At 66.7% G+C, this 18,099-nt stretch carries 19 protein-coding genes; 3 read left to right on the top strand and 16 right to left on the bottom strand.

What is annotated here, in order from left to right:
• The first annotated feature begins 67 nt into the window (after positions 1-67).
• A complete protein-coding gene (locus tag MSB02_RS09255; protein ID WP_267194948.1) occupies positions 68-730 on the top strand; it encodes a hypothetical protein in 663 nt (220 codons plus the stop codon).
• 1 nt (position 731) lies between these two features.
• On the opposite strand, the gene MSB02_RS09260 is transcribed toward MSB02_RS09255, so the two are convergent.
• Complete coding sequence (locus tag MSB02_RS09260) at positions 732-1,637, bottom strand: DMT family transporter (RefSeq protein ID WP_267194949.1); 906 nt, start codon at positions 1,635-1,637, stop codon at positions 732-734.
• Between the two features lie 85 nt (positions 1,638-1,722).
• Between MSB02_RS09260 and MSB02_RS09265 the strand changes: the two genes are divergently transcribed.
• The gene (locus tag MSB02_RS09265; RefSeq protein ID WP_267194950.1) at positions 1,723-2,097 is read left to right on the top strand and encodes a VanZ family protein; all 375 of its coding nucleotides are present in this window, start codon (positions 1,723-1,725) and stop codon (positions 2,095-2,097) included.
• 27 nt (positions 2,098-2,124) lie between these two features.
• On the opposite strand, the gene MSB02_RS09270 is transcribed toward MSB02_RS09265, so the two are convergent.
• From MSB02_RS09270 to MSB02_RS09335, 14 genes are all read right to left on the bottom strand, one after another.
• Positions 2,125-3,228, bottom strand: coding sequence for a type IV pilus twitching motility protein PilT (locus MSB02_RS09270; protein ID WP_267194951.1), 1,104 nt, complete (start codon positions 3,226-3,228; stop codon positions 2,125-2,127).
• Positions 3,229-3,324: 96 nt separating this feature from the next.
• Complete coding sequence (locus MSB02_RS09275; RefSeq protein WP_267194952.1) at positions 3,325-4,536, bottom strand: MFS transporter; 1,212 nt, start codon at positions 4,534-4,536, stop codon at positions 3,325-3,327.
• Between the two features lie 39 nt (positions 4,537-4,575).
• A complete protein-coding gene (locus tag MSB02_RS09280) occupies positions 4,576-5,568 on the bottom strand; it encodes a C40 family peptidase (protein WP_267194953.1) in 993 nt (330 codons plus the stop codon).
• An 89-nt stretch (positions 5,569-5,657) separates the two neighbouring features.
• Entirely contained in the window at positions 5,658-6,578 is a 921-nt protein-coding gene (locus MSB02_RS09285) for a peptidoglycan-binding domain-containing protein (protein WP_267194954.1), read from the bottom strand.
• A 35-nt stretch (positions 6,579-6,613) separates the two neighbouring features.
• On the bottom strand, positions 6,614-6,952 hold the full coding sequence (locus tag MSB02_RS09290; RefSeq protein ID WP_267194955.1) for a hypothetical protein: 339 nt from the start codon (positions 6,950-6,952) through the stop codon (positions 6,614-6,616).
• Between the two features lie 56 nt (positions 6,953-7,008).
• Positions 7,009-8,517 (bottom strand): sensor domain-containing diguanylate cyclase, encoded by a 1,509-nt coding sequence (locus MSB02_RS09295; RefSeq protein WP_267194956.1) that lies wholly within the window; start codon positions 8,515-8,517, stop codon positions 7,009-7,011.
• Between the two features lie 16 nt (positions 8,518-8,533).
• On the bottom strand, positions 8,534-9,046 hold the full coding sequence (locus tag MSB02_RS09300; protein ID WP_267195011.1) for a chemotaxis protein CheD: 513 nt from the start codon (positions 9,044-9,046) through the stop codon (positions 8,534-8,536).
• An 11-nt stretch (positions 9,047-9,057) separates the two neighbouring features.
• A complete protein-coding gene (locus MSB02_RS09305; RefSeq protein WP_267194957.1) occupies positions 9,058-9,669 on the bottom strand; it encodes a chemotaxis protein CheC in 612 nt (203 codons plus the stop codon).
• Between the two features lies 1 nt (position 9,670).
• Complete coding sequence (locus MSB02_RS09310; RefSeq protein ID WP_267194958.1) at positions 9,671-11,620, bottom strand: chemotaxis protein CheA; 1,950 nt, start codon at positions 11,618-11,620, stop codon at positions 9,671-9,673.
• Positions 11,621-11,627: 7 nt separating this feature from the next.
• Positions 11,628-12,674, bottom strand: a complete 1,047-nt coding sequence (locus MSB02_RS09315) for a protein-glutamate methylesterase/protein-glutamine glutaminase (protein ID WP_267194959.1) — start codon at positions 12,672-12,674, stop codon at positions 11,628-11,630.
• A 10-nt stretch (positions 12,675-12,684) separates the two neighbouring features.
• On the bottom strand, positions 12,685-13,059 hold the full coding sequence (locus tag MSB02_RS09320; RefSeq protein ID WP_267194960.1) for a response regulator: 375 nt from the start codon (positions 13,057-13,059) through the stop codon (positions 12,685-12,687).
• Positions 13,052-13,543, bottom strand: coding sequence for a chemotaxis protein CheW (locus MSB02_RS09325; protein ID WP_267194961.1), 492 nt, complete (start codon positions 13,541-13,543; stop codon positions 13,052-13,054). The genes MSB02_RS09320 and MSB02_RS09325 overlap by 8 nt, the downstream gene beginning before the upstream one ends.
• Positions 13,540-14,868 (bottom strand): methyl-accepting chemotaxis protein, encoded by a 1,329-nt coding sequence (locus MSB02_RS09330; RefSeq protein WP_267194962.1) that lies wholly within the window; start codon positions 14,866-14,868, stop codon positions 13,540-13,542. The genes MSB02_RS09325 and MSB02_RS09330 overlap by 4 nt, the downstream gene beginning before the upstream one ends.
• Before the next feature lie 67 nt (positions 14,869-14,935).
• Entirely contained in the window at positions 14,936-15,784 is an 849-nt protein-coding gene (locus tag MSB02_RS09335; protein WP_267194963.1) for a CheR family methyltransferase, read from the bottom strand.
• Between the two features lie 101 nt (positions 15,785-15,885).
• On the opposite strand from MSB02_RS09335, the gene MSB02_RS09340 reads away from it, so the two are divergent.
• Positions 15,886-16,923 carry a L,D-transpeptidase family protein gene (locus tag MSB02_RS09340; protein ID WP_267194964.1) on the top strand — a complete coding sequence of 346 codons (1,038 nt, stop codon included), beginning with the start codon at positions 15,886-15,888 and terminating at the stop codon, positions 16,921-16,923.
• Between the two features lie 17 nt (positions 16,924-16,940).
• On the opposite strand, the gene MSB02_RS09345 is transcribed toward MSB02_RS09340, so the two are convergent.
• Positions 16,941-18,098, bottom strand: a complete 1,158-nt coding sequence (locus MSB02_RS09345) for an aminotransferase class V-fold PLP-dependent enzyme (protein WP_267194965.1) — start codon at positions 18,096-18,098, stop codon at positions 16,941-16,943.
• Between the last annotated feature and the right edge of the window lies 1 nt (position 18,099).

The raw sequence follows: 18,099 nt of genomic DNA on the forward strand, positions 1-18,099 counted from the left end.
CACGGCCGGCGGGGCCCGTCGGGTAGACTGTACCGGCAGACGCAGCGCATCGATCGGACACGCCCTCATGCAAGCCGACAGCACCCAGGCGACCACCCGGACGCGACATCACGGCCCTCTCGGCGCCGCGGCGCTCGCTCTCTTTCTCACGTGGCGGCTGCTCCTCACCCGGTTGTGGCGCCGGTGCGTGCACGGTGCGCGTGCCGTCCTGAGGGGCGTTTCCGGATGGTCGGCGCAGTGGCGGCACATCCGTGCCTATCACTTCGACACCGTACACGCCTGGGATGCTGGTCCTGCTGAAGCGCGATCGACGGCCGCCGCGTTCGGCCTCCGGGCCTTCGTAGGAGGACTTGCCATCGCTTCAGGCCTCGCCTCCGCCGGGGGCGACCCGCTCGCCGGAGTGCTCCTCGCCGTTGCGGTGGAATCGTTGTGGGCGGCGGCGCGCCTCACCATCCTCGCGCTCCTCGTGCCGCACGCGGAACTGGAGCGCGGGCGTCTCCTCATCGTATATACGGCAGCGCTGATCCCTTACGCGCTCGCCCTGGGCCCTGTCTTCCAGCTCGGAGCCCTGGCGGCTTCAGGGATCCTCACCGCGCGGGGTCTTGTAGCCGCAGGGGCATCGAAAGCGACGACGCGGCGGGCCGCAGGGTGGGCGTTCGGCGGTCAGGCGGCGATCCTCATGCTCGGCGTCGCGGGGCGGGCGGCACTCGCCCTCGTCGCCTCCGCCTGAACTAGGCCGGCAGCACCGTCTCGGAAGCACCGGTGCCGAACCTCTCGGCTAGCATCACGCCCGCGACCACCAGCAGCGCCCCGATGGCCTGCACGAACGTCAACCTGTCACCGAGGAGCATCCACGCGAGCGCGATCGTGAAGAGCGGCTCCGTGGTGGACGCGATAGCGGCTCGCGACGCACCGAGGCGCCTGATACCTCCCATGTAAAGAGCGACTGCGACGATGGTGGGGATCACGACCAACAAGGCCAGCACTGCCCAGAGGGCTGGCGTCCACGCGGCCGGGGACAGGCTCTCGCCTGCCAGGAGCGACACGCAGCCGATCACCACCGCAGAGACTCCGAACAGGAACGTCATCACCACCAGGCGCGAGTGGCCGCCGACGAGTCGACCCGACATCACGGTGAACGACGCGTATCCCACGCCGGCTCCAAGGCCAAGGATCGTCCCGACCGCATCGACGTGGATCTCAGCGTCGAGAAGTCCCACGACCAGAGCGCAGCCGGCGAACGTCATGATCACCCCCGCCACCGTCGTCCACGACAGCTTGCTCCTACCCGCCAACGTCTCGTAGAGCGCGACCAGGGCGGGGTACGTGTAGAGCAGCACCGTGACGACCGCCGCAGAAGCATGACCCAACGCGAAGAAGAAGCACATCGAGGCCGCGCCGTACCCTGCGACCGAGAGCAGGACGAACCGGCCGAGGTCGGCACGGGCCGCCACCAGGGCGCCGGGTCGTCTGATCGCGACGTAGCCGCCCATCACCACGGTCGCGATGGCGAAGCGCCATGCGAGGAGCGGAAGCGGTCGTGCGCCGTAGCGGTAGGCGAGCGCGCCGAGCACCGCCAGCGTGCCAAAGCACGCTGCGGATGCGACGACCAGCGCAAGGGCCGTTCCACGACGCATGGGGCGCCTTCCGTTAGGCTGACTGACGGTAGGATGTCTTACGCTGGCAGAACCCCATGAGGCCCGTCAATGGAGAGGAACCGCCGTGACCACCCCGGACACGATGGAACGTTACGCACGATATGCGGCGATCGCCTGGATGGCGGTGATCTTCGCGCTGTCATCGATGCCCGGAGACGCGGTCCCGGCCGGTGACTATGGTTCGTACGGACACTTCTTCCTCTATGCCGTGCTTGGCGCCCTCTATACCCTGGCCCTCCCGGACGGTATGCCCACAGCACGGGTCGTGCTGCTCGCGGTCGTGCTCGCCTCCGCGTATGGCGTGACCGACGAGCTCCATCAGGCGCTCGTGCCAGGCAGGGTCCCGGACCCGGCCGACTGGCTCGTGGACACGGCGGGCGCCTGTGCCGGGGCCGCAATGGGACTGCTACTGGCACGACGTGCGCGCCGCGACCGCTGACCGCGCGCGCGAGCGCCCGCGGCCCCCTCAGTACACGCCGGTCTGCGCCGCCTGCTCGGCAGTGACACCCAGCTGCCGGACCTTGATCCGGAAATCGTGCGCGTTCTGCGCCATGGCGACGGCGTCCTCCAGGGTGATGCGGCCTTGCGAGTACAGCCGCAACAGGCTCTGGTCGAACGTCTGCATGCCGTAGTACTCGCCCTCTTCCATCGCATCCCGGATCATGTAGGTCTTCTCGGAGTCCATGACGTACTCGCGGATCGTGCCGGTCATGACCATGACCTCGACCGCCGGCACCAGCCCGCCGTTGATGGCGGGGATCAACCGCATGGAGATGATGCCCTTGAGCGTGGACGCCAGCATGAGACGGATCTGTTTCTGCTGGTACGGAGGGAAGAAGTCGATGATGCGGTTGATCGTCTCGGTCGCGTCGATGGTGTGCAGCGTCGAGAGGACGAGGTTGCCGATCTCGGCCGCAGTGAGCGCGGCGGACACGGTCTCGTGGTCACGCATCTCGCCGATGAGCACGACGTCGGGATCCTGACGGACGACATGCCGCAACGCGTCGGCGTAGCTCTCCGTGTCGATGCCGACCTCGCGCTGGTTGATGATGCACTTCACATCCTGGTGGAGCACCTCGATCGGATCCTCGATCGTGACGATATGCCCTTCCCGGGTGTGATTGATGTGATCGATCATCGCGGCGAGCGTGGTGGTCTTGCCAGAGCCTGCCGTACCGGTGACGAGGACCAGGCCACGCGGCTCCTCGGCCAATCGTCGAACGACCGGCGGGAGTCCGAGCTGCTCGATACCCGTGCGCTCGGTGGTGACCCGTCGCAGCGTCATGCCGACGCTGCCCCGCTGATGGAAGACGTTGACCCTGAAGCGCCCGACACCGGGCACGGAGTACGCGAAGTCGAGCTCGCGGTGGTTCTCGAACGACTGCTCCTGCCGGTCGTCCATCATGCCGACAGCGAGTTGGCGGGTGGCGTCAGGCGACAGCGAGGGATACTCGGTCATCACTACCAGCTTGCCGTTCAATCTCACAGCAGGCGGCGAACCGACCTTGATGTGCAGGTCGGAACTGCCCCGCTCCGCCATGATCTTCAGCAGGCCGTCGATCTCCGCCATGTGCGCCCGCTTTCACTCGACGACGATTCGGCCGTCCGGCGCGCACCGGGCGGCTACTGCTGCAGTCTACTCCTCTCGGCCACGCACGTCAGTGACTCATGCCGCACGCAGGTGGGGTCGGGACCACCCGAACAGCGCCATGATGACGATCAGGGCCGCCGCGGCGAGGATGGAGGGTGTGAGCCCCACGCCTTCGGCAAGTGCCCCCGCCCCGATGAACCCGATGACCGAGAGCACGCGGCTGAGCGTCTGTTTGGCCGCGAACACGCGCCCTCGCATGATCGGAAGGGTGCCCTGCTGCAGGACCGTCGCAAGCGGAACATAGAAGTACATGTTCGCGATACCCGCTGCGAAGAACACGACGGCCGCCCACTGCACCGAGGGCGCGAAAGCCAACAGCGACACCAGCAGCCCGAAGGCGAACAGGCCGCGCAATAGCGTGCGCACGGGGCCGGACGGATCACCGCGGCCGACCGCCACGCTTCCCACAAGCAGGCCGACGGTGATCGCGCCGTCAAGCACCGCCAAACCGGGCGCTCCAGCCGCGTAGCGGTCGAGCGCGATCGTGTAGATGAACACCGTAGACGCGGCGACACCCATCATCGCCACCGAGTACACAGCGAGAAGGTCACGCAGAATGGGGTGACTCCACACGTACTGCAGCCCCGCCGAGGTCTCCCTCACGATCGGCGCCAGCGAGACGCCACCCGCCGCACCTGCCGCAGACGGCGACCGGTGCGCGATGAGGGACACGAACACCGCGGAGAGCAGATAGGTCCCCGAGTCGAGGAAGAAGGCGGACCGCGTACCCATCAGGGCGACCAGACCACCTGCGAAGACAAGACCGGTGAGCTCGGCCACCGAGACGGTCACGCTATCCAGGGAGTTGGCCGCCATCAGGTCGTCGGGCGCCACGAGATCCGGGATGAGCGAGAGCTTCGCGGGCTCGAAGAAGAGCGAGACCGCCGCCACGAGGAACGCGACCCCGTACACGGCCATCAGGCTGTACTCGGCAACGAACGGGACTGCGAGCACGAGCGCCGCCCGTGCGATGTCCGCCACGATCATCGTGCGCCGGCGGTCCCACCTGTCCACATATGCGCCGGCCACGATGCCGAAGAGCGCCGCCGGGAGCATCGAGATCGCCAGCATGATGCCCATCTGGAGTTCGGACCCGGTGATCTCGTATACGAGCACGCCAAGAGCGATCTGGTCGACCTTGTCGCCGACCACCGAGATCAGCTGTGCCGCCCAGAGACGACGATAGTCAGATGAGCGCAACGGCGCCCACAGACGACCCCCCGGCATCTGCTCCCCCATCAATGCACTAGACAAGCCCCGCCGATGTCAGGGCCTGCATGCCCCCACGTAATCGCTGCGCGCGCCCAGGCTCGACACCTTGACGACATCCCCCGTGCTGGGTGCGTGTACGTAGTTGCCGTTGCCAACGTAGATGCCGACATGATGGATGGTGCTTCGGCCGAAGAACACGAGGTCTCCGGGCTCGAGGTTGGCTTTCGAGACGCGCTGGCCCACGTTGATCTGTGCGCGTGAGCTGTGCGGTAGGCTGACGCCGATCTGCGCATAGCACCACATGGTGAAGCCGCTGCAGTCGAACATGTCCGGACCCGCCGCCGCCCACTTGTAGGGAGACCCGAGCTTCGACAAGGCGATGGCCACGACGGATGAGCGTGGAGCATTGGTGGGATCGCCGTAGTCGGTGGCCGGTCGTGCAGCTGCCGCCGCGGCTGCGGCACGGCGCCTGGCCGCCTCCTCCGCCTCACGAACGAGCTCGGCGATCTCCTCCTCGACCCCCGCGAGGAGCCGCTCGCGCTCCTCGAGCTGGCCTTCGACCTCCGCCCTCTGGCGCTCCATGACATCGGCGTGGGCCTTGGCCTCGGCCTGCTGAGCCGCGAGTTCGGCGTGGACGCGCTCAAGCTCCGTGCGGGTCTCCCGGAGCTCCGCCATCTGCGCGGCGTCTCTGCCGTTGAGCGTCTGCAGCACATCCCACATCGTAGCGAACTCGTCGAAGGACGTTGCGCCGAGCAGGACCTCGAGCGCACCGAGAGGGCCCTGACGATACATGCTCACGACACGGGTGGAGAGATGCGTCTCCAGCGTGGCCCGGCGGGCCTCGAGCTCAGCCGCGAGCTCCTCGTTGGCCTGGACGTCCGCGGTCACCGCTTCGTACTGCCCGCGCGCCTCGTTGTACTCCTCGGCGGCTATCTCGAGCTCCACGTCGAGCTCGTCCACCTGTGCCTTGATGCGCGCTGCTTCTGCACGCTTATCGTCAAGAGGAGTGGCCGACGCGGGCGCGGCGAGACCAAGCAGCATCGCCATGATCAGAAGCGGGCCGATAACCCGCTGAAGTGGACCGCCCAGGACTCTCGACCTCCTCGTCCATCGATCGGAACCGCCGAATGGACGAATCATCGTACCACAGACCCGGACCTCGCAGACAGCACGGCACAGAGGCCGTCGAGGATGCGGACCGCGACCGATTGTGCCGACCGCTCGTCGCTGTGAGCACCGTCCGGAAGCGACACGCAGACCTCCCGACGCTCTCCAAGCGCACCGAACGCGGCGACGAACCTGCCTTCCGCGCCCGCTCCGGCGTGCACGCTGACGACGGGCATCCCCTCCGCCGGCGACACCTCCGGCCCTGTGCACAATCTGACGGTCAATGAACCAGCGGCTGCGGACACACGCTCTGCCGTCTCGAGCACCTCCACCTGCGCCGTAGGCTCCGCGGCCAACGCCAGGTTGGCCACCCGCTCGGCGATGGCGCGGGCCCCCTGTCCCTCCCATACGAGGACGAGACGGGCCCTGCCGAGCGCCTCGGCAGCACGCGCAGCCGCAACGGGCAGCGCAGCAGGCGCTCCGGGATCCTTGCCCTGCCATACATGATGGAGCTGCTCGATCGCACGGACGGTCTCCGGACCGGCGATGCCGTCGCGCGGAAGGCCCACGTTCGACTGGAACTCGCCCACCGCGCGCTCCGTGTACGCGCCGAAGATGCCGTCGGGAGGCCCGCAGGCGAAACCGAGCACGTTGAGGGCGCCCTGCAGCACAGACACGTCGGCGCCGTGGAAGTACGGGATCCTGAGGTACAGCAGCCGGTCCCCGAGCCGGAATGTGGCGTCCACGAGCGCGGACCACGTCTCGTCACCGACGACACCGTCCTCGGACAGCTCGTGCTCTCGCTGGAACCGCCTCACGGCCGTCAGCGTCGCGCCCAGGAAGACGCCGTCTATGCCGGTAGGGCCGAGATCGAAGCCGAGCATCAGCAACCGCTTCTGCACATCCTCGACTGCGGCGCCCCGGTCACCTTGTGAGATCGGCTTCAGCACCATCGACTCCGATCGGCGATCATGTCAGTGCGCGGTCAGAAGCCGTGACGCTCCCTGAACCGCGCGACGTTCGAGGATACGTGGCCTTGGTGGCTGTCGACACGCCGCTTGAACGTATCGATCTCGAAACCCACCACGACATCCCCACTGAAGGTATACACGCCCGATGCGCTGTCGAAGTCTAGCACGAACGCACGTACGAGAGCCGAGAGCATCTCGTAGAGTTCCTCCCGCTGATGCCCCGTGCGCATCACGATGTCGTGCTCGGTCAGCGGCTCGCCCGGATGGTGCGCGAACAACACGAGCACATCACGAAGGACACGCTCGTTGGTAGCGTCAAGCTCAAGATTCGCGAGCGCCCGTGCCAGGCTCACGCCGTCCACCTCTCCTGGTCATGCAGCCACGCGCGACACCTGCGTCGACAGCGCCCCTAGGCCGCAACGACCACCCGGTTCTTGCCCGCACGCTTCGCCCGATACATGGCCTGATCCGCGGCTTCGATGAGCGACGCCCCGTCGGAGGCGTGCAGCGGATAGGTGGCCACCCCGAGCGAGATCGTCTGTGTGACCCGTTCGCCCTGCTCGTCCGCGATGTGCGGGTACTCTTCCATGCTGGTGCGGATCCTCTCGGCCACTGCGAGAGCGCCCGCCACGTCGGTCTCGGGCAGCACGACGACGAACTCCTCGCCGCCGTAGCGGGCCGCGACATCGATCTCGCGGAGGTTCTGCCTGATGACCGAGCTCACCGCCTTCAGGACCATATCGCCCTTCGGATGCCCGAACCGATCGTTGAACTGCTTGAAGTCGTCGATGTCGAGCATGATCACCGACAGCCTGTGGCCGAACCGCATCGCGCGCTCTATCTCCTCGTCGAGCCGCTGGTGGAGATAGCCGTGGTTGTACAGCTCGGTCAGCCGGTCTGTCACCGAAAGCCGCTCCAGCTCCTCGTGGAGCAGAGCGTTCTGGAGGGCCAGCGATGACTGGTTGGCGATCACCTGGAGCCTGTCGCGCTCGGCCTGCGTGAGATCCCGGAACGTGGCCGAGGCGATCATGAGCACGCCGATCACGGAGTCGCCCGAGCGTAGCGGCATCGCCGCATGTGACCGGATCTCCTCGGGCCGGGTGCTCCAGGCATTGAGGTCGGTCCCAACCTGCACATCGCTCTGCTGGACGAAGCCCTCCCGGAACGCCACGCCGAGGATGGTCTCGGCCACAGGGACCGCCGGGACGAAGTAGTCCTCGGGGCGACCCTGGCTCGCGCGCAGGCGAAGCGTCCAATCGCGCTGGTCGAACAGATAGACAGCCGATATCTCCGCTCCGAGGATGCCGTTCGCGCCGTCCACGATCAGGCTGGTCACGTCCTCCACGGAACTGAACGTCGTCAACGCCTTGAAGAACTCGTGCGTGAAGAAGATCTCCGCGAGGCGGCTTTCGAGCTCTTCGTTGGCACGCTCGAGCGCCTCTTTGCTGGCCTGCAGGCGGCGCTCATGACTACGGATCTTGTCGTAGGCCACCTGCAGTTCGACGAATATCTTCTCCTGCTCCTCGCTGCGCTTCTTGGCGATCAGCAGGTCCCAGACGAGTTCCGACCCGCTGCCGGTGACGACGACGACATCGGCGGGCCGTTCGGCGTCAAGCGACCGGTACAACGCCTCGTCTTCGGAGAGATCCAGGACCAGATCGAGACCGGAGATCTGCGAGAGTTCGGATACCTGCGTCGTCGTGAAGATCCCGAGGTCTTCGGCGAGCCGCATCGCGGGAGCGGTGCGGCCGATGTCGAATACTGCCACGACATCGAGATTCTCGATGTCGTTGAGCAGGCGCAGGACCGAGGTCGCGCGGAGGCCGCCTCCCGCGATCGCGATGCTGATATGGCCTTCCCGGACCGCCGATGCCGCAGCAGCCCCTGCCCGCTCCTCCATCACAAGCCTTCCGGTCAACACCCTGGACGTGCTGTCACAACTCCTTGATACCGTACCGGTAGCTGCGGACCACTACCAGCCCGGTATCCAGGTACAACTCCATAGTACGCGCATAGTTCCCACCGATATCTTCGGCAACAACGGGAATCCGCAACAGGCTCAACTGCTGCTTCACCGCATCCACGTTACGCATCCCGATGCCGGTGATGTTCGCCTCACCGCCGAACATCGTCGAACCGCCAGCAAGCTTCGCAACGAGCCTGCGCCGTGGAAGGCCCCCCGTCACCGCCTCGGCAAGACGCGGTACGGCCACGGTGGCGAACCGGTCCGCGAGCCCACCGAGCCGTGTGTCCGAAGGAGATGGCAGCATGATGTGTGCCATCCCGCCGCGTCGGGTGAACGCGTCCCACAGCGTGACCCCGACGCACGACCCCAGCGCGGGCGTCACAAGGACCTGCGGATGGACGGCCACCGCGAGCTCGCCGGTGGCCACCACCACCGTGTTCTCATCTGGATCGGCCCAGAAGCCTCCTGTCGTGTTGGACATCGTCACGGCGATCAGATGATCCCGAGCCGGCCGAGCATGACATCCAGGCTGTCCGGGTCGGGAAGGAAGAATAGCGCCGCGTCGACGCTTGCTCCTGCAGTGGAGAACCGCGTCAGTATGAGGATGGCGTTGTCGACCTTGAGGCCGATCTGCATGGAGACACCCTCCAGGATTGCGCCCAGCATGTCGAACGCGAACTGCTCCGGGCCGGGAAGCGCGGAGAGCTCCGTGAGTCTCGCGACCGCCGCAAGGTATGCGGATATGAGCATCGCGGCCGCATGGGTGACCGTGGCCTCCTCGGCCGAGCCGAGCGACTTGGACGTGCCTGGTTCCCGTGACCGCAGCAGGTCCGAGAGCTGGAGAAGTCCTTCACGATCCAGCACGAACAGCAGTCCTCCACCGAGATCGCCGAGAAGGCGGCTGTATACCGCTCCCACCAGGTTCTCGGGCCCGCCGAGCACGGCAGGCACCTCGGTGACAGGGAGGAGCCTGACATCAGGCACGTCGATATCGACCGGAGTGCCGAGCAGCTGGGAGAGAGCCGTTGCCGCGTGGCCGGCGCCGATGCTCCCGACCTCTCCCAGTGCGTCCAACTGCATGTCGGTGAGATCGCGTGGGTCCATGCTAGACCTCCTGTGAGAAGAGCGTCCGCGGGTCAAGGATGAGAGCCACCCGGCCATCCCCGAGAACGGTCGCGCCGCCGAGGCCGTGGAGGCCGCGGAACAGCGCCGACAGCGGCTTGATCACGACCTCACGTCTCCCCACGAGCAGGGGAACGGCGAGCGCGTGGATGGACTGGCCCGAGCGCACGAGCACAAGGTGGTGGTCGGCGCCGTCGTCGTCCGCGGCACGACTGTGCGAGAAGAGCTTGTCGAGCCGGCTCAGAGGCACCGCCGTGCCGTCGCGAAGCACGACCACCGGTGCGCCGTCCACGGTCTTGGCCTGCACCTCATCGGGCGAGAGAACCTCGTCGACCGCACTGAGTGGCAGCGCGTACACCTGGTCGGCACTGCTCACGAGCAACGCCTGTATGATCGCGAGCGTGAGCGGCAGCTGGAGCGCGATGCTCATGCCCTGTCCGGGGGTCGAGGACACCGCGATGCCGCCCCCGAGATACTCGATCTTCCCCTTGACCACATCCATGCCCACCCCCCGGCCCGATACGCGGGTCGCCTTGTCCACGGTGGTGAACGCGGGTATGCAGACGAACATCAGGATGTCCTCGTGGGAGTACGAGTCACGATCGTCCCGGTCGGCGATTCCGCGCTCGACGGCCTTCTCCCATATCCGGTCGACATCCATGCCGCGCCCGTCGTCCTCGACGGTGATCAACACCTGCTCCCTCACTCGCTCGGCCACCAGACGCACCGTCCCGCGCGCCGGCTTGCCGGCCGCCACGCGCTCCTCGGGCGACTCGATCCCGTGGTCCACAGCGTTGCGCAGGAGGTGGACGATCGGGTCGCCGATCTCGTCGAGCACCGTGCGGTCGAGCTCGATGTCCTGCCCCTCCATCTCGAGCACGACGTCCTTGCCGAGATCACGCGCCAGGTCACGGACCATGCGGGGAAAGCGGTTGAAGATGTTGCCCACCGGCACCATCCGGGTCTGCATGACCTCCTGCTGCAGGTCGGCGCTGATGCGCCTCAGGACATCGAGGGACTCGAAGAGTTCACTGCTCTGCAACCGTCCGGCGACATCCTCCAACCGGGAGCGGACGATGACGAGCTCGCCCACGAGGTCTACGATGGTATCCAGGTGCCCGATAGACACCCTCACCGTCTGCGTCTCCGCGACCTTGGGCACGTTCGTACGGGTCGCCTCCGGGCGCGCCACCGCACCCGGACCGGGTGAGTCGGCGGTGTCAGGCTCCGGCGCTGCCTCGACCTCGACCCCCTCGACCTCTGTGACGGCAAGGACAGCCTCACGGATGGTCTCGGGTGTTGCCTTGCTCCGCACGATCGCCTCGAACGAGTCCTCGAACTGCTCGTCCTCGATCTCCCTCGCTCCGGGATGGGTCTCGACCACGGTCCCGAGATGGTTGAGCCGCTTGATGACCATGTACGCGCGCACGCCCTTGAGTACACAGCTCTTCTCGATATGGACCTGCACGCTGAAGAGGGATCCTTCGCCGGTCGCGCGCGGCGCCGCTGCAGGGCCTTCCTTGGGCCGCTCGGGCGTCCCCGCACCGGGCCCCTGGCCGGTCCGCGATACAAGCCGGGCCACGATGTCATCGATCGCGACGGTGCTGCCCCCCGAGGACTCATCGGCGATGACCTCACGCACGCGGTCGGTCGCCTGAAGCATAAGGTCTATCAGCTCATGGTCCGCCATCTGCTCCCGTGACCGCACGGTCGACATGAGCGACTCCATCTTGTGCGTCAGTTCCTGCGTGCGTGTGTAACCCATCGCGGCGGACATCCCTTTGAGCGAGTGGGCGCCCCGGAAGACGGTCTCCACCGGCTCCAGGTCCACGGGATCGGCTTCGAGCGCAAGGAGGCCGTCGGTGATCGCCTGCAGGTACTCGGCGCTTTCGCTCAGGAACACCTCCACATATGCGGACATGTCATCGCTCACAACCCGGTCACCCCCTCACTGCGCGGCGGATCTCGCTCGCCACATCGTCGATCGGCACCACGCGGGATGCCACACCCATGCGCACCGCGGCCCCGGGCATGCCCCAGACCACACTGCTGTCCTCGTCTTGAACGATCGTCGTACCTCCGGCCTCCATGATCGAACGCAGCCCTGCAGCGCCGTCGGAGCCCATCCCGGTGAGGACCACCCCCACGGAGTCCTTGCCGACGTGCTCGGCCACACTCATGAACAGCGGATCGGCCGCAGGCCTCACGCCGTGGAGCGGCGGCGCATCCTGAAGCGACATACGCATCGTCCGCCTCCCGGCCACCGTCATGTGGCTGCCGTGCGGTGCGATGTACGCCGTGTCACGCTCGACCGGCATGCCGTCCTCCGCCTCGACCACCGGGATCGGCGCCAGTCTGCCCAGACGGCGGGCGAGAGAGCCCGTGAACCCTTTCGGCAGGTGCTGCACGATCATGTACGACGCGCCAAGACCGGTATCCAGGCCCAGGATGACCGCCTCCAACGCGGGCGGGCCTCCCGTGGAAGCGGCTATCGCCACGATGTGGTCCGGGGGACCTCCCCCGGACGGCCCCGGAATGCCCGCGACCCGCCGCAACTCGTCGTGACGTGCGAACAGCCGTCGCTCAGGACGCACGCGATACGCCGTCTTGATCTTCTTGATCAGCACCTCGCTCAGCTCGGTGAGCGAGGTGGCGAATCCGCTCGCAGGCTTGACGATGAAGTCTGTAGCCCCACGCTCAAGCGCAGTGTAGGTGGTGTCGGGGTCGTCTATCGAGCTGAGCATGAGCACGCGCGCGGGGCTGGTCCGGATGATGTGGGGCAACGCCTCAAGACCGGTGAGCTCGGGCATCTCGATATCGAGCGTCACGACGTCAGGCGCGAGGGAGTGCGTCTTCTCGATCGCCTCGACACCCGTGCGCGCGGTTCCAACGACCTCGATGGCAGGGTCGAGCGACAGCGCCCTTGTCAGAAGTTGACGTGTGAGCGCCGAATCATCGACCACAAGGACCTTGACCGTGGAGCGCATGGCTCCCCATTCAGCCGCGTGGTGCTGCTTGCAGGCACTTCTTGACCGTTTCAAGCACCTTCGTGGGCTGGAACGGCTTCACCAGAAAGTCCATCGCGCCGTACTCGAGCGCCTCGACGATCATCTTCTGTTGACCCATGGCGCTCACCATGAGCACCCGCGCAGCGGGATCCTGGTCGCGGATCGTCTGCAGGGCTTCGAGTCCGCTCATACCCGGCATCGTGATGTCCATGGTGACGAGGTCGGGGTGCACCTCGTGGTACTTCTCCACTGCATCACGGCCGTTGACCGCCTCATAGATGACGTAGCCTTCCCGGGACAGGATGTCCCGGATCATCATGCGCATGAACGCAGCGTCGTCGACGACGAGCACGGACCTAGGCATCGAGGCCACCTTCCTGGACTGTGCCGGCAGACGGGAGCACCGGCCTGGGTAGCGCCTTCTCCGCATCGAGCAGGATGATCAGCCGGTCGTTGTACGTGGCGACACCCTCGAACGCGTCGCTCATCACACTGGTGACAGCGGCTGCGGGCGCGGGCTTGACGTCATCGACGGGGATCCGCGCCACCTCATGGACCCGGTCGACCGCAAGGCCCACGCCGCCCACGCCACCATCGGCGACGATGATGCGCGAGTGCGTCGTCGGCTCGAGGGGACGCCCCCGCAACTGCCGCCCGAGATCGACGAGCGGGAGGATCTGTCCGCGCAGGTTGAACACGCCCTCCACGCCCTCAGGAGCCCTGGGGACGGGAGTGGGGTCTTCGTACCTGATCACACTGCGCACAGCGGAGATCGGCAGCCCGTACTCCTCCTCGCACAGGCTGAAAAGGACGTACTGCCGGACTTCGCTCGCAACGGGCTCGATCACGCGTCCGCCTCTCCCAAACGGAACTGCAGGGTAGACTCCTCGAGACGATGGGCCATGTCGGCCAGATCCTGGGCCGAGGAGGATATCTCCTCCATGCACGCCGTCTGCTGTTCGGCTGCCGCGGCAGTCTCCTGGGCGCTCGCCGCGTTCTCCTCCACCACCGCCGCTATGTCATGCATCGCCCTGTCGACATCACCGGTACGCTTCGCCTGCTCCGCGGTGGTGTCGGCGATATGCTGGGCGAGCTGCGCGGTCCTGGTGACCGCCTCGGTGATCTGCCGGAGCGCATCGCCGCTACGCGAGACCACCTCGGCGCCAAGACGCACCTCGTTGGTGCCGATCTCCATGTACTTGATGGCGTTCGCGGTCTCCGCCTGGACCTCCTTGATGAGCTCGCCGATCTGCTCGGCGGCCTTGCCGGAGCCCTCCGCGAGCTTGCGCACCTCTTCGGCCACCACCGAGAAGCCCCGGCCCGACTCGCCTGCGCGCGCCGCCTCTATCGCGGCGTTGAGCGAAAGGAGGTTCGTCTGGTCGGCGATCGTGGTGATCACATCGACGATCTGCCCGATCTCACTCGAGCGCTTGCCGAGCTTCTCCACGGAATCGGCGAGCACCAGGATCGCCTCAAGGACCTCGTTGATCTTCGCGATGGCCTCTTCGTTGGACTGCTCGCCGGCAAGGGCTACCTGAGCCGCTGCGTCGCTCGTGCGGCTGGCGTCCATGGCGCGGTCCGCGATATCGGTGACGCTTGTGGAGATCGACTCCATCGCAGCGGTGGTCTCCTCGACCTTCCTCGACTGGAGTTCTGCGCCGTGCGCGATCTGCTGCACCGACGACGAGATCTCCATCGACGAAGCGTTGATCTCCTCGGAAGACGCGGACAGCTGCGTGGCCGCATTGGTGACCGACTCGGCCGAGATCCGTACCTGGCTGGCGATATCGGCCAGCGAGGCGATCAGCCCGTTGCACTCCGTGACCAGCAAGCCGATCTCATCATCGTGCGGAGCATCCGCGCGAACGGTGAGGTCGCCTCCACCCGCCTCGACCATGACCGAGCCGAGGTCCCGGAGCGGCTCCAACACCCGCTTCTTGAACGCCGCACGCCATGCGAGCGAGCCCGGTACCGCGCAGATCGCCATCGCGATGGCGCCGAAGACGGCGATCGTTCGGAGTGTCTCGAACGGCAGGTCCAGCGTGTAGAGGGCGAACAGCCCCGTCGCCGTGAGCCCGACGAGCACCGCAGGCCCGATCGTGATCCACGTGAGAAGCGTGAAGGTGAACGACAGACCACGCTTCATCTGGCTGGCGCGGTTGTTCTCGGTCATGCGGACCCTCCTCGGCTTGTGCCACGTGACACGATGCTCATCGGTCAACGATAGCAAACCCTTATCGTTACTGCAGTCCCCGCGGCTTCTGGTAGATGCGCTGTCTGCTGTCCACCAACACGAACCGCTCCGATACCTGAGGCGTGAGACGCTCGGAACGCCCGAGCACCAGATAGCCTCCCCGCGTGAGCGACTCCCAGAACGCGTTGAGCAGCCGCTCCTGGTCGTTCCGGTTGAAGTAGATGAATACGTTGCGACAAAACACCACGTCAACCCCATGTATCGGCGGGTTCTCGAAGAGGTTGAGGTACTGGAACCGTACGATGTCCTTCACGCTCTGGCGCATGCGCATCCTGTCGCCATCGACCTCCACGTACCGCGTGCGGTCGGGTTCAGGGATATGCGCGATCTCCTTGGCCGGGTACTCGCCCGCCTTGGCGGTGGCCAACGCAACGGGGTCGATGTCCGTACCGATGACCATCGGCAGCATCGTTCCGGCGTCGAGACGTTCGATCGCGTCGAGCGCGGACATCGCCAAGGAATACGGCTCCTGGCCCGTAGCGCATCCCGCGGACCATATCCGCAGGAGCCGCTGCTTGCGTTGCTGCTTCGCCGACACCACCGCGGGAAGGACCTCATCCCTGAACAGCTGGTACACATCGGGGTCACGGAAGAACTGCGTCACATTGATGGTGAGCGTGTCGAGCAGCCTTGCGTACTCCTCAGGATGTGCATCGAGATACGCGGCGTACTGCCGATACGTGGTCAGGCCGAGCGCGTTGAGCCGCACGTTGACCCGCCGCTCCACATATCGCGCACGAAACTGGCCGAGATCGAGGCCTCGATCGCTCATCACTTTGGCCAACAACCGCTCGAGGCTGCCGCGGTTGATGTCCTCCCCCGCCCCTTGATGCATCGAACCCCCCGGCCCATGAACGTGCCCGGCCTTCACACAGGACGATCCCATTGTAGAATATGCGGCACGTGAACGGCCGCTCCCACCTGCAAGGAGCATACATGCACCGGGCGTCGCTTCCACTACGGATAACCGCACTCATCGCATCCCTCCTCCTTTTCGCCGCCGCCGGCGGGGGTGCTGTGGCCGTTGCCGACGACTGGCGTACCCGCGAGATCCTGCCACCGGGCTCGACCATCGCCGGGGTCGACGTGTCGGGGATGACACGTCAGGCGGCGCGGGAGCACATAGCGCGCGATGTGGCAGCGCCGCTGGCCGATCCGATCACCGTCCGTCATGGCGACCGTTCGTTCACGCTCGACGCCGCATCCATGGTCGCGGTCGACGTCGACGCCATGGTGGAGACCGCCTTCCAGCCGCGAGTGGCTTCGACGCTCGCCGAGCGCGTGGCCGGCCGGTTCGCGGAGCGGGAGTCCGGCGGCTCCTCGGATCTCAGCATCACGCTTGACGAGAGCGCGCTCGCGACCTGGCTCGAACGTACCGCCGCCTCGATAGAGACGACCGCCGCTGACGCCGCCCTCGCCCTGGAGACCGACACGATCGTCGTTCGTCCGTCGAGGGCCGGCGTGTCCCTGGACACCACTGCCACCGCCGATATCCTCAGGTCGGCGCTTACGAACGGCCAGCGGACGGTACAGGCGGTCGTGCGCAGCACGGAGCCCACGACGACCGAGGCCGACCTCGGCCCCGCGATACTCGTGGACATCTCCGAGCGCCGGCTCTACCTGTACGAGCGCGGCGCTCTCGCCAAGACGTACGGCGTGGCGGTGGGCACCCCCGGCCACCCGACGCCGCGCGGGGAGTTCGAGATCACACAGAAGCGGTACATGCCCACGTGGGGGAACCCGGGGTCTGCCTGGGCGGCCAACATGCCGAGCTACATCGGCCCCGGACCCAACAACCCGCTCGGCACCAGAGCGTTCAACCTGAACGTGGGGGGTATCAGGATCCACGGCACCAACATCGACTCCTCGATCGGCACCGCGGCATCACACGGGTGCATGCGGATGCACCGCTGGGACATCGAGGAACTCTACGAGCGCGTGGACGTGGGCACCCCGGTCTACGTGGTGCGATAGAAGCCCGACCTGTCCGATCAGGACCCGGCGCAGACCTCGCGGACCGCCTCCAGGGCACGGTCCACATCGTCCTCGGTCAGGTTCCAGCCGAGCCCGAACCGCACGGCGCCCGTCTCGAGCGTACCGGTCATGCTATGCGTCCACGGGCTGCAGTGCAGGCCCGCGCGGACCGCGATACCGTACCGACGGTCCAGCGAGAACGCGATCTCGTCCGGCGGGATCCTGTCGTGGGTCATGCTGACGACGGGGGCCCGCGGCACGTCGATCGCGGGTCCGAGCACCTTGACGCCCGGGATACCGAGCAACCCTTCATGCAGCCGGCGAGTGAGCGAACGCTCGCGCCGCTCGATCTCGGCGCCGTGCTCGAGCAGATACCTCGCCGCAGCGCCGAGACCTGCCGCCCCTGGCGTGTTCCCCGTACCGGCCTCGTACCGGTCGGGACGGATATCGGGCTGGGCGGGCTCCTCGGAGGGACCGCCTCCGCCGCCCTGCACGAGCTCCACCGGGGAGAGACCCGGCGCCAGGTACAGGACCCCGACGCCCTGAGGACCGAGCAAGCCCTTGTGGCCCGAGCACGCGTACGCGTCCACGCCGAGCGTGGCGAGATCGAGCGGCAGATGACCGGCGGCCTGCGCGCCGTCGACCACCATCACGGCGCCGTGCTCGTGCGCGATATCAGCGAGATCCGCCACCGGCTGGATGGCCCCCGTGACGTTGGACGCATGCTGACAGATCACCATGCGTGTGGCCGACGCCGCCACCGAGCGCTCCACGGCATCGGCGTCGATATGCCCTTCGCTGTCGGCTTGCACCCGCGCCACCTTCACGCCGCGGGCAGCAAGGACGTGCAGCGGTCGCACCACGGCGTTGTGCTCGAGCGCCGAGACGACGACCCGGTCGCCGCGTCTTAGCGTCCCCTTGAGAACGAGGTTGAGCGCGAAGGTGCAGCCTGGTGTGAACACGAGGTCCCTGGCGTCAGGGACGCCGAGAAGCCGGGCAACGTCGCCCCGGGCGCGCGTCACCGTGTGCTCGGCTGCGAGCGCCAGCGAGTGAGCGCCCCTCCCCGGGTTCCCCCCGGCCTCCAGAAGAGCCTCCTGCATGGCCTCGGCCACCCCGGGAGGTTTGGGCCACGAGGTCGCCGAGTGGTCGAAGTAGAGGATCGGCTGCGGGCACATG

This window comes from Anaerosoma tenue, assembly GCF_023161965.1.
Lineage (GTDB): Bacteria > Actinomycetota > Coriobacteriia > Anaerosomatales > Anaerosomataceae > Anaerosoma > Anaerosoma tenue.

Coding starts and splice junctions, on each gene's coding strand:
- MSB02_RS09255 (WP_267194948.1), top strand. CDS start 68: ATGCAAGCCGACAGCACCCAGGCGACCACCCGGACGCGACATCACGGC.
- MSB02_RS09260 (WP_267194949.1), bottom strand. CDS start 1,637: ATGCGTCGTGGAACGGCCCTTGCGCTGGTCGTCGCATCCGCAGCGTGC.
- MSB02_RS09270 (WP_267194951.1), bottom strand. CDS start 3,228: ATGGCGGAGATCGACGGCCTGCTGAAGATCATGGCGGAGCGGGGCAGT.
- MSB02_RS09275 (WP_267194952.1), bottom strand. CDS start 4,536: ATGCCGGGGGGTCGTCTGTGGGCGCCGTTGCGCTCATCTGACTATCGT.
- MSB02_RS09280 (WP_267194953.1), bottom strand. CDS start 5,568: ATGGCGATGCTGCTTGGTCTCGCCGCGCCCGCGTCGGCCACTCCTCTT.
- MSB02_RS09300 (WP_267195011.1), bottom strand. CDS start 9,046: ATGTCCAACACGACAGGAGGCTTCTGGGCCGATCCAGATGAGAACACG.
- MSB02_RS09305 (WP_267194957.1), bottom strand. CDS start 9,669: ATGGACCCACGCGATCTCACCGACATGCAGTTGGACGCACTGGGAGAG.
- MSB02_RS09315 (WP_267194959.1), bottom strand. CDS start 12,674: ATGCGCTCCACGGTCAAGGTCCTTGTGGTCGATGATTCGGCGCTCACA.
- MSB02_RS09320 (WP_267194960.1), bottom strand. CDS start 13,059: ATGCCTAGGTCCGTGCTCGTCGTCGACGACGCTGCGTTCATGCGCATG.
- MSB02_RS09330 (WP_267194962.1), bottom strand. CDS start 14,868: ATGACCGAGAACAACCGCGCCAGCCAGATGAAGCGTGGTCTGTCGTTC.
- MSB02_RS09335 (WP_267194963.1), bottom strand. CDS start 15,784: ATGCATCAAGGGGCGGGGGAGGACATCAACCGCGGCAGCCTCGAGCGG.
- MSB02_RS09340 (WP_267194964.1), top strand. CDS start 15,886: ATGCACCGGGCGTCGCTTCCACTACGGATAACCGCACTCATCGCATCC.
- MSB02_RS09345 (WP_267194965.1), bottom strand. CDS start 18,098: ATGTGCCCGCAGCCGATCCTCTACTTCGACCACTCGGCGACCTCGTGG.